Origin of the sequence: Mycobacterium sp. 1482292.6 (genome assembly GCF_001672995.1) — a bacterium.
Classification (GTDB): domain Bacteria; phylum Actinomycetota; class Actinomycetes; order Mycobacteriales; family Mycobacteriaceae; genus Mycobacterium; species Mycobacterium europaeum_A.
Genome location: NZ_LZKV01000208.1, coordinates 1 through 11,365, shown reverse-complemented (window position 1 = coordinate 11,365; position 11,365 = coordinate 1). Strand labels below are relative to the sequence as shown.

Sequence of the window (11,365 nt, the reverse complement as noted above, 5' to 3'; positions counted from 1 at the left end):
GCGGCGGGGGGTCAGCGGCCGAGTTCTTCATCGAGGATCGCAAAGAGTTGGCTTTCGGTGGCGGCGTCGAGGTCGTCGTCGAGGTGTTCGGCGTCGGAAGGCCGGCTCGGCGCAACCGCGGCCAGCAGGTTGTGAATGCGGGCCCGCAGCACCGACTTGTCGTCGGCGTTCCAGTTGGGCGCGCCGAGCAGCGCCTGCAGTTCGCGGATGATGTCGTTGAAGCGACCCATCAGGTTCGGCGGTTCACCGGCGTCACCGGCCAGTTGAGTGTCGAGATGCGCGGCCAGCGCGACGGGTGTCGGGTAGTCGAAGATCAGCGTCGGCGAAAGGGTAAGGCCGGTGGCGTTTTTGAGGCGGTTCCGCAGTTCGACGGCGGTCAGCGAATCGAAGCCGAGCTCGCCGAAGGCGCTGCTGGAGTTGATGTCCGCCGGATTGGGCACCCCGAGCACCATCGCCGCGTTGGCGCAGACCAAGTCGACCAGCTCGCGGTGGCGCGCCTCGGGGCTCAGCCCGTGCAGGCGCGCCGAAAGCCCCGCCGTCGACGCGGTGACGTCGGTGTCGTCGATGACGCGCCGGGTCGGGCCGGCGACGAGCTCGGACAGCAGCGGGGGCAGCGCGGCGATGTTGTCGGACAGCGCGGCGCGGTCCACCCGCGCGGCCACCAGCACCGCAGCGTCCACCAGCATCGCGGCGTCGAACGCGGCCAGCGCCTGCTCGGTGGACAGCGGCGCCAGCCCGATCCTGCTCATCCGCGCCTTGTCGCGCTCGCCGAGGTGCGCGGTCATCGCCGACGCCTGCTCCCACAGGCCCCAGGCCAGCGACAGGCCGGGCAATCCGTGGGCCCGCCGGTAGGCGGCCAGCCCGTCGAGGAAGCTGTTGGCCGCCGCGTAGTTCGCCTGACCCGGGGTCCCCACGATCCCGGCCATCGACGAGAACACCACGAACGCCGAGAGATCCAGGTGCCGGGTGAGCTCGTGCAGGTTCCACGCCCCGTCCACCTTGGCGCGCAGCACCGCGTCCACCCGATCCGGGGTCAGCGATGAGATCAGCCCGTCGTCGAGAATCCCTGCGGCATGGACGATTCCGCGCAGCGGATACTGCGCCGGTATCTCGGCCAGCATCCGTGCGGCGGCCTCCGGGTCGGCGACGTCGCAGGCCACCACCGACACCTGCGCGCCGCAGCGCTGCAGGTCGGACACCAGCTCGGCGACCCCGGGCCCCCGGTCGCCGGTCCGGCTGACCAGCACCACGCGGGCCACCCGGTAGCGCTCGACGAGGTGGCGGGCCAGCGCGGAACCGGCCATGCCGGTGCCGCCGGTGATCACCACGCTGGCCCCGGCCAGGCCACCGCCGCAGCCGCTGAGCACCTCACCGGGACCCGACGGGACGGTCAGCGCGACCTTGCCGATGTGGCGCGCCTGGCTGAGGTACCGATAGGCCGTCGCGGCGCAGCGGACATCAAACGTCTTGAGCGGCAACGGTGTCACGATTCCGTCCGCCAGCAGTTCGGTGATCTCGGCCAGCATGGCCGCGGTGCGGTCGGGACCGGCCTCCATCAGGTCGAACGCCCGGTACACCGCGCCCCGGTGCTGGTCGGCGACGACGCGCGGATCCCGCACGTCGGTCTTGCCCATCTCGATGAAGCGACCGCCGGGAGCCAGCAGCCGCAACGACGCGTCAGTGAAGTCGCCGGCCAGGGAGTTGAGCACGACGTCGAAGCCCGCGCCGCCGGTCGAGGACGCGAACGTCTTCTCGAACTCCGTCGTGCGCGAATCGCCGATGTGGTCGTCGTCGAATCCCATCGCGCGCAGGGTGTCCCACTTGCCGCGGCTGGCGGTGACGAACACCTCGGCGCCCCAATGCCGCGCCAGCTGCACCGCGGCCATGCCCACCCCGCCGGTGGCGGTGTGCACCAGCACCCGCTCACCGGGGCGCAGCCCGCCCAGCACCGACAGCCCGTACAGCGCGGTCAGGAACACCACCGGCACGCCCGCGGCCTCGACCAGCGACAGCCCCGGCGGCACCGGCGTCACCACGCGCTGATCCACCACCGCTTCCGAACCGACGACCCCGAGCAACCCCATCACCGCGTCTCCGACGGCCAGGCCGGTCACGTCGGGGCCCACCTCGACGACGACGCCGGAGCCCTCGGCACCCAGCCGGCCTCCGCCCGGATACATTCCCAGGGCCACCAGGACGTCGCGGAAGTTGACCCCGACCGCGGCCACCGCGACCCGCACCTGCCCGGCGGTCAATTCCGGGTGCGGGCAACGGCTTACGACCAGGTCCTCGAGGGTACCCTCGCCGCCGGCATCCAATCGCCAGCCCGCGGAGGGCAACTCGACCGCGGAACCGGCGCGCACCGGCCGCAATCGCGCCGCATAGGCGACGCCCTGGCGAACCACCACTTGCGGCTCGCCGCAACCGATCACCGCGCTGACATCGACCGAGCCGTCGGAGTCGATCAGGACCACCCGGCCCGGCTGCTCCGCCTGCGCCGAGCGCACCAGGCCCCACACCGCCGCACCGGCCAGGTCCGAAACGTCCTCGCCGGCAAGGGCGACCGCGCCGCGGGTCTGCACGGCCAGCACCCCGGCGTTCTCGTCGCGCAACTCCGACTGCAGCACCGCCAAGATCTCGGCGGTCGCGGCGTGCACGGACTTCACCACGTCGCCGCCGTGATCGCCCGGCTCCCACAGCGTCACGGCGACGCCACCGGAGCCCAGCGCGACCGGCGACCAGGTGACGTCGAGCAGGCCCTCGCCGAGCGGTCGGCGGGCGGGGGCCGCCGCCGTCAGCTGCCCCGGCGCGACCGGCCGCATGGCCAACGACCGCACCGAGAGCACCGGCAGCCCCGCCCCGTCGGCCAATTCCACCGAGACGGCGCCGGCGCCGGCCGGTGCGATCCGGACCCGCGCCCGCGACGCACCCGACGCGTGTAGCGACACGCCCTGCCAAGAGAACGGCAGCACGGTGTCGTCGTTCCCGGCGGCGACACCGAGCGCGTGCAGCGCGGCATCCAACAGCACCGGATGTATTCCGAAGCCGCCGTCGGGGGCGGCGGCATCGTCGGGCACGGCGACCTCGGCGAAGATCTCGTCGCCGCGCTGCCACATCGCTCGCAGGCCCTTGAAGGCACCGCCGTAGTCGTAGCCGCGCCGCGCCAGCCGCTCATATGCGTCGGTGACGTCCACCGCGGTCGCCCCGGCGGGCGGCCAGCTCGAGAGGTCCGCGTCCGGTGTCACGGCGCCCGGCCGCAGCAACCCCTCGGCATGCAGCACCCACTCCGAATCCGGCTGCGCGTCAATCGAATACCCTGCCAGCCGCCGGCGGCCCGACTCGTCGGGGACGCCGACCACCAGCTGCACCCGCACGTCCCCGGCCGCGGGCAGCAGCAAGGGCGCCGAGATGGTCAGCTCGTCGAGCACCCCGCAACCGACCTCGTCGCCCGCGCGGATGGCCAACTCGACGAACCCCGCACCCGGGAACAACACCGTGTCGCCGACCGCGTGATCGGCCAGCCACGGGTGGGCCGCCGTGGACAACCTGCCGGTCAGCACCACGCCGCCGGAATCGGGCCGCGGCACCACCGCGCCCAGCAGGCCGTGCTCGGCCGCGGCCAGGCCCAGGGTGGCGACGTCCTGCGACCCGGTCGACCCGCCAGGAAGCCAAAAGCGTTGCCGGACAAAGCCATACGTCGGGAGGTCGACGCGGCGGCCATCGAGACCGGACAGCGCGGCCCGCCAATCCACCGCCACGCCGGCGACGTGGGCCGCAGCGGCCGAGAGCCAGAAGCGGTCCAGGCCGCCGTCATCGCGGCCCAGCGACGGGATGACGCACCCCCGCTCGCCGTCGGGCATCGTCTCTTCGATGGCGGCCATCAGCACCGGATGCGGACTGGATTCGATGAACGCCTGATAGCCCGCATCGCACGCGCTGCGCACCGCCTTCTCGAATTGCACGGTGCTGCGGATGCTTTGGAACCAGTAGTCGGCGTTCAGCCTCGCGGTGTCCAGCGGTTCGCCGGTGACCGTGGAGAACAAGGTCACGGCGGACGGCCGCGGCGCCAGCCCGTCCAGCGCGGCGGCGAGGGGGTCCCGAATCGCCTCCACCTGCGCCGAGTGGGACGCGTAGTCGACGTCGATCTTGCGGGCCCGGATGTCGTCGGCCTCGCACCGTTGCATCAGCTCCGCCAGAGCGTCCACCTCGCCCGAGACCACCACCGCCGCAACGCCGTTGACGGTGGCGATGTTGAGCCGGTCGCCCCAGGCGGCGATGAGCTGCTCGGCGCGCGGCAGGCTGCAGGCCAGCGAGACCATGCCGCCCCGGCCCGACAACCGCACCAGCAAGCGGCTGCGCAGCGCGACCACCCGGGCGGCGTCTTCCAGCGACAGGGCGCCCGCCACGTAGGCCGCCGCGATCTCGCCCTGCGAATGGCCGATCACCGCGTCGGGTGTGACGCCCACCGAGCGCCACAGTTCGGCCAGCGACACCATCACCGCCCACAGCGCCGGCTGCACCACGTCCACGCGGTCCAATCCGGGTGCGCCCGGCACCCCGCGGATGACGTCGATCAGCGACCAGTCGACGTGCTCGGCGAGCGCCTTGTCGCACAGCTGCAGGTGTTCGGCGAATGTCGGTGAACTGTCCAGCAATTGGGCACCCATGCCGGCCCATTGCGAGCCCTGGCCGGGAAACACGAACACCGTCTTGCTCATCGGCTGGGCCCGGCCCACCACCAGGCCCGCGCCCTGCTCGCCGGCCGCCAGGGCCGCCAACCCGCGCAGCAACTGCGCGCCGTCGGCGCCCACGACCACCGCGCGGTGCTCGAAGCGCGACCGCGTCGCGATCAGCGACCAGCCCACGTCCAGCACCCGCACCCGGGGATCGGCCTTCACGCGGGCCAGCAGCCGCGCGGCCTGATTCGCCAGCGCCTCACCCGAACGGGCCGAAAGCACCCACGGGACGATGACGTCATCGCCTGGGGGCGCGGCGTTTTCGAGCTCCGCGGCGTACTGCTCGACGATGACGTGCGCGTTGGTGCCGCTGATGCCGAAGGACGAGACGCCCGCGCGCCGCGGCCGGTCCACGGCCGGCCAGGGCCGCCGTTCGGTCAGCAGCGACACCGCCCCGGCCGTCCAATCCACGTGCGGCGTCGGCTCATCCACGTGCAGCGTCTTGGGCATCACCCCGTGGCGGATCGCCTGCACCATCTTGATCACCCCGCCGGCCCCCGCCGCGGCCGAGGTGTGACCCATGTTCGATTTGATCGAGCCCAGCCACAGCGGCCGATCGGCCGGCCGGTCCTGGCCGTAGGTGGCCAGAACCGCCTGGGCCTCAATGGGATCGCCGAGCGTGGTGCCCGTCCCGTGGCCCTCGACCAGATCGACGTCGGCGGTGTCCAGCCGCGCGTTGGCCAGCGCCGCCCGGATCACCCGTTGCTGCGATGGCCCGTTGGGTGTCGCCAGGCCGTTGGACGCGCCGTCCTGATTGACCGCCGATCCGCGGACCACGGCCAGCACCGGATGCCCGTGCCGGCGGGCGTCGGCCAGCCGTTCCAGCACCAGCACCCCGACGCCTTCGGAGAACCCGGTGCCGTCGGCGGCGCCCGCGTACGCCTTGCACCGGCCGTCGGCGGCCAGCGCCCGCTGGCGGCTGAACTCGATGAACATCGCCGGGGTGGCCATCACCGTCACGCCGCCGGCCAGCGCCAGATCGCACTCGCCGGAACGCAACGACTGCGCCGCCAGGTGCAAAGCCACCAACGACGACGAACACGCCGTGTCCACCGAGACGGCCGGGCCCTCGAACCCCAGCGAATAGGCCACCCGGCCCGAGGCCACGCTCAGCGTCGAGCCGCGCAGGCCGTATCGCTCCAGGTGGCCCGGCACCCGTCCCTGGCCCCCGTAGGAGCCGTGGAATATCCCGGCGAACACGCCGGTCGCCGAGCCGCGCAGGGTGGCCGGGTCAATTCCGGCCCGCTCCAACGCCTCCCAGGACACCTCGAGCAGCAAGCGCTGTTGCGGGTCCATCGCCAGCGCCTCGCTGGGCGCGATGCCGAAGAACGCGGCATCGAAATCGCCGACTTCCGAGAGGAATCCGCCGCATCGGGCGTACGACTTGCCGACGGCGTCGGGGTCGTCGTCGAACAGGCCCGTCAGGTTCCAGCCGCGGTCGGCGGGGAACTCCGAGACCACGTCGCGCCCCTCGACGACCATCTGCCACAAAGCCTCTGGCGAATTCACTCCGCCCGGATACCGGCAGCCCATGCCCACCACCGCCACCGGTTCGGTTGCCGCGCCCAGGTATTGGCGGTTTTCGCGCTTGAGCCGCTCGTTTTCCTTCAGCGACTGGCGAAGGGCCCGGACGAGCTCTTCGGTGTTGCCGTTCATGGCAGGCGGCCTCTCGTGTCACTCATGGCGATACTTCCTGCCGTCGCACCGCAAAAACGCGGACGAGGATCAGTGCCAACGCAATAGCACCAGCTCGGAACAGAATCCAGGCCCCATCGCCAGCATCAACCCGGGGCTGTCGCTCGGCGGCGGCTTGGCCATGGTGTCGCGCAGCACGTGCAGCACCGACGCCGACGACAGGTTGCCGATCTCGCCGAGCGAGCGCCAGGTCAGTTCGAGGGCCTCGGGCGGCAGGTCGAGCGCGGCGTTGATCGCCTCGATCACCTTGGGGCCGCCGGGGTGGCTGACGAACGCGCCGATGTCGGCGGTGGTCAACCCGTGTGCTCCGAGGAACCCGGTGACGTCGTCTTCGAGGTATTGCTCCACGACGGCGGCGACGTCCTTGGACAGCACCAGTTCGAAGCCGGTGGTTCGCACGTCGAAGCCCATGGTGCGCAGGGAATCGGGATACAGGTGGCTGCGCGAGTCGAGGATGCTGGGCCCGCTGGCGGCCAACCGTTCGGCACGACGCTCGCCGACGGCCACCACCGCCGCGGCCCCGTCGGCGAACAACGCGCTGCCGACCATGCCGGCCAGCGACGGCGTGTATCCGGGATAGGTCAGCGAGCAGAGCTCGACCGAGATCAGGGCGGCGACGGCGTCGGGCGCGCCGCGCAGGTAGTCGTGCACGCGGGCCACCCCCGCGGCGCCGGCCACGCAGCCCAGCCCGAACAGCGGCACCCGTCGCACGTCGTCGCGCAGGCCGAGCTTCGCGGCGATCCGGGCGTCCACGGAGGGCACCGCCAGGCCGGTGACCGTCGTGGTGATGAGCACGTCGACGTCCTCGGGCCGCAGCCCCGCCTCGTCGAGCGCCCCGGACAGCGCCTCGCAGCCCAGCTTCACGGCGTGTTCGGTGAAGATCCGGTTGGCCAGGCCGAAGTCGGTCAGCGCGGGGTACTGCTCGAGCGGCAGCACCAGATGACGGCTGCCGACTTTGGCGCTGGCGTGTAGCTGCCGGACGATGTCCTCGTAGCCTTCGAACTCCGGGATGCTGACGAAGAAATCGGTGAGCTCGCGCTGGGAGTATCGGTGCGGCGGTAACGCACCGAAGACGCCGGCGACGACGCTCATTTTTCTCCCACCCCTTGGTGACGAGGACCCGGCCCGTGGCGTTCAACCGGATCGCTTTGAGCCCGAAGTCTAGTCTGCATGTCCCCGGCCGTCAGGGAAAACAAGCTCATCTCAGGCGCCGCCACCCAGCCGGCTTTTGAGCCGATCGGCGCTGGCCAGGACGGTTTCGATCTGCTCGGCGACCCGCGCCGGCGCGGTGCCGCCGCGCGCGTCACGCGAGGACACCGACCCCTCGATCGTCAAGACCTCCCGCACCTGCGGCGTGAGATCGGGGCTGATGGCGGTCAATTCGTCATCGGTCAGCTCGTCGAGTCCGACGGACCGCTGCTCGGCGGCGCGCACCGCGGCCCCGGCGGCCTCGTGCGCCGACCGGAACGGCACGCCCTGGCGCACCAGCCATTCGGCGATGTCGGTGGCCAGCGTGTAGCCGGCCGGAGCCAGAGCGGCCATCCGCTCGACGTCGAAGGTCAGGCTGGCCACCAGCCCGGCCATCGCCGGCAGTACCAGCTCCAGCTGGGCGACCGAGTCGAACACCGGCTCCTTGTCTTCCTGCAGGTCACGGTTGTACGCCAGCGGCTGGGCCTTCAGCGTGGCCAGCAGGCCGGTCAGGTTGCCGATCAGCCGGCCGGACTTGCCGCGCGCCAGCTCGGCGATGTCGGGGTTCTTCTTCTGCGGCATGATCGAGCTGCCGGTCGACCACGAATCGTGCAGCTTGACGTAGCCGAATTCCGTCGAGCTCCACAGGATGATGTCCTCCGCCAGCCGGGACAGGTCCACCCCGATCATGGCGAACACGAAGGCGGCCTCCGCGGCGAAATCCCGGGATGCGGTGGCGTCGATGGAGTTGTCGGCGGCGGCGGCGAAGCCCAGTTCCGCGGCGATCGCGTCGGGGTCCAGGCCCAGCGACGATCCGGCCAGCGCGCCCGAGCCGTACGGCGACACCCCGGCGCGCCGGTCGAAGTCGACGATCCGGTCGACGTCGCGCAGCAGCGGGTGGGCGTGGGCCAGCAGGTGGTGGGCCAACAGCACCGGTTGGGCGGACTGCAGGTGGGTCTTGCCCGGCATGATGGCGCCGGGGTGGGCGGCGGCCTGGGCGGCCAGCGCGGCGACGACGTCGAGCGCCCCGGCGGCGACCCGGCGCACCGCGTCGCGCAGCCACATCCGGAACAGGGTGGCCACCTGGTCGTTGCGCGACCGGCCGGCCCGCAGCCGCCCGCCCAGGTCGGGCCCGACCCGGTCGATCAGTCCGCGTTCCAGCGCCCCGTGCACGTCCTCGTCGGTGACCAGCGGCGAGAAGCTGCCGTCGGCGACGTCGGAGGCGAGCTGGTCGAGGCCGGCCAGCAGTCCGTCGCGCTGCTCCTCGGTCAGCAGCCCGGCGCGAAACAGGATCACGGTGTGGGCCCGCGAGGCGACGATGTCGTAGGGGGCCAGCACCCAGTCGAAGTGGGTGGACTTGCTCAGCGCGGTCAGCGCATCCGACGGGCCGTCGGCGAACCGCCCGCCCCACAACGACCCTTCGCGAGTGCTCACGCGTCGGCCGGGCCCTGCAACGTCCGGTCCCGGCGCGAGGCGATCTTCGACGACAGCCCGTGCACGTAGACGAAACCCTTTGCGGCCGACTGGTCGAAGCTGTCACCCTCGTCGTAGGTGGCCAGGTTGAAGTCGTACAGGGATTCGGCGCTGCGCCGGCCGTTGACCGCAATATGGCCGCCGTGCAACACCATTCGCACTTCGCCCGTCACGTGTTCCTGGGTCTTGGCGACGAAGCTCTCCAGCGCCTCCTTCAGCGGTGAGTACCACAGCCCGTCGTAAACCAGCTCGGCCCAGCGCTGATCGGTGTGCCGCTTGAACCGGCCCAGCTCGCGTTCCAGCGTGACGTGCTCGAGCTCGGTGTGGGCGGTGATGAGCACCATGGCGCCGGGTGCCTCGTAGATCTCACGGCTCTTGATGCCCACCAGCCGGTCCTCGACGACGTCGAGCCGGCCGACGCCCTGCGCGCCGGCGCGGGCGTTGAGTTCCTCGATGGCCTGCAGTACCGACACTTTCTTGCCGTCGATCGTCACCGGCACGCCGCGCTCGAAGCCGACGATCACCTCGTCGGGCGTGCTCCAGTTCAGCGTGGGGTCTTCGGTGTAGGCGTAGACGTCCTTGGTGGGGGCGTTCCAAAGGTGTTCCAGGAAGCCGGTTTCCACCGCCCGGCCCCACACGTTCTGATCGATGGAGAACGGTGAGCGCTTGGTGACGTTGATGGGGATGGCGTTCTCCTCGGCGAACGCGATGGCCTTCTCGCGCGTCCAGGCGTAATCGCGGACCGGCGCCAGCACCTCGAGATCGGGTGCCAGCGACCCGAATCCGACCTCGAACCGGACCTGGTCGTTGCCCTTGCCGGTACAGCCATGCGCGACGATGCTGCCGCCGTGCTCGCGGGCCGCCGCCACCAGGTGCTTGACGATCAGCGGCCGGCTGATCGCCGACACCAGCGGGTAGCGATCCATGTAGAGGGCGTTGGACAGGATGGTGGGCAGGCAGTAGCCCTCGGCGAACTCGTCGCGGGCATCGACGACGACGGCTTCGACCGCGCCGCAGTCCAGGGCCCGCTGGCGAATGACCTCCATGTCCTCGCCGCCCTGGCCGAGGTCGATCGCCACCGCTACGACCTCACGGCCGGTCTCCTTGCCGATCCAGCTGATGGCCACCGAGGTGTCCAGACCGCCGGAATACGCCAGGATGACGCGTTCTGACATGAACCAATCTCCTTATACTTGAAGCGCTTACGTGAGTTTTTCCAAGGTGGTGGCCAGCTCGGCGCCGGTCATCGGCTCTCGGGCGGCCACGAAGACGGTGTCGTCGCCGGCGATGGTGCCGACGACGTACGGTAGCGCCGCGCGGTCGATCGCGCTGGCCAGATAGTTGGCGCCGCCCGGCGGCGTGCGCAGCACCGCGAGGTTGGCGCTGGCGTCGGCGGACACCAGCAGTTCGCCCAGCAGCCGGGACAGTCGCGCGGTGCCGCCGGACACGCCCCGCACCGGGCTGCCGTCCTCGGGGACGACGTAAACCCCGACGCCGCCGTCGGCGCCGCGCAGCTTGACCGCGCCCAGTTCCTCCAGGTCCCGCGACAGGGTGGCCTGGGTGACCTCGATGCCCTCGTCGGCCAGCCGGGCCGCCAGCTCGCTTTGGCTGCTGATCGACGCCGAGGACAGGATCGCCACGATGCGGTCCTGCCGGCCGGCCCGGGTGGTTTCGGGAGCGCTCTTCGAGCGGGTCATGACCGCCGCTCCACAAGCCAGGCCAGCAGCGCCTTTTGGGCGTGCAACCGGTTTTCGGCCTCGTCGAAGACCACGCTGGCCGGCCCGTCCATCACCTCGTCGGTGATCTCCTCCCCGCGGTGTGCCGGAAGGCAGTGCAGCACAATGGCTTCCGGGTCGGCCAGAGACAGCAGGTCGGCGTTGATCTGGTAGGGCCGAAACGGTGTGAGGCGGTCCAGCCCCTCGTCCTCCTGGCCCATCGACGTCCAGGTGTCGGTGACCAGGACGTCGGCACCGCGCGCGGCCGCGCCGGCGTCGGCGGTGAGCGTGACCGAGGCGCCGGTGTCCTCGGCGCGCCGGCGGGCCGCGGCGACGAACGCCGGGTCGGGGGTGAAGCCGTCCGGGGCGGCGATCGTGACGTGGATGCCGGCCGTGACCCCGCCGAGCGCAAGGGGTCACTGCGCGGTCTGAAGATGACCTACCTGGGCGACGGCGCCAACAACATGGCGCACTCGCTGATGCTCGGCGGGGTCACGGCCGGCATCCACGTCACGATCGCCGCCCCGGACGGCTTCACCCCCGACCCGGCGTTCGTCG

At 71.4% G+C, this 11,365-nt stretch carries 5 protein-coding genes and 2 pseudogenes; 1 reads left to right on the top strand and 6 read right to left on the bottom strand.

Translation table 11 applies throughout. The features are described from left to right. Positions 1-11 precede the first annotated feature (11 nt). The 6 genes and pseudogenes from A5624_RS21025 to A5624_RS21000 form a co-directional block, all read right to left on the bottom strand. Complete coding sequence (locus tag A5624_RS21025; protein ID WP_066870483.1) at positions 12-6,392, bottom strand: type I polyketide synthase; 6,381 nt, start codon at positions 6,390-6,392, stop codon at positions 12-14. 69 nt (positions 6,393-6,461) lie between these two features. Next, on the bottom strand, positions 6,462-7,523 hold the full coding sequence (locus A5624_RS21020; protein ID WP_066870480.1) for a type III polyketide synthase: 1,062 nt from the start codon (positions 7,521-7,523) through the stop codon (positions 6,462-6,464). A gap of 111 nt (positions 7,524-7,634) precedes the next feature. Continuing rightward, positions 7,635-9,053 carry an argininosuccinate lyase gene (argH, locus tag A5624_RS21015; protein WP_066870477.1) on the bottom strand — a complete coding sequence of 473 codons (1,419 nt, stop codon included), beginning with the start codon at positions 9,051-9,053 and terminating at the stop codon, positions 7,635-7,637. Further along, positions 9,050-10,267: an argininosuccinate synthase gene (locus A5624_RS21010; protein WP_066870474.1), complete on the bottom strand. Its 1,218-nt coding sequence runs from the start codon at positions 10,265-10,267 to the stop codon at positions 9,050-9,052. Before A5624_RS21010 ends, argH begins: the two co-directional genes overlap by 4 nt. Before the next feature lie 27 nt (positions 10,268-10,294). Beyond that, positions 10,295-10,789, bottom strand: coding sequence for an arginine repressor (locus A5624_RS21005; protein ID WP_066870470.1), 495 nt, complete (start codon positions 10,787-10,789; stop codon positions 10,295-10,297). Next, positions 10,786-11,220 (bottom strand): annotated as a pseudogene (locus A5624_RS21000) (ornithine carbamoyltransferase); the annotation flags it as partial. The pseudogene A5624_RS21000 and the gene A5624_RS21005, both read right to left, overlap by 4 nt. 21 nt (positions 11,221-11,241) lie before the next feature. Here A5624_RS21000 and A5624_RS27665 point away from each other — a divergent pair. After that, positions 11,242-11,365, top strand: a pseudogene (locus A5624_RS27665) (ornithine carbamoyltransferase); the annotation flags it as partial.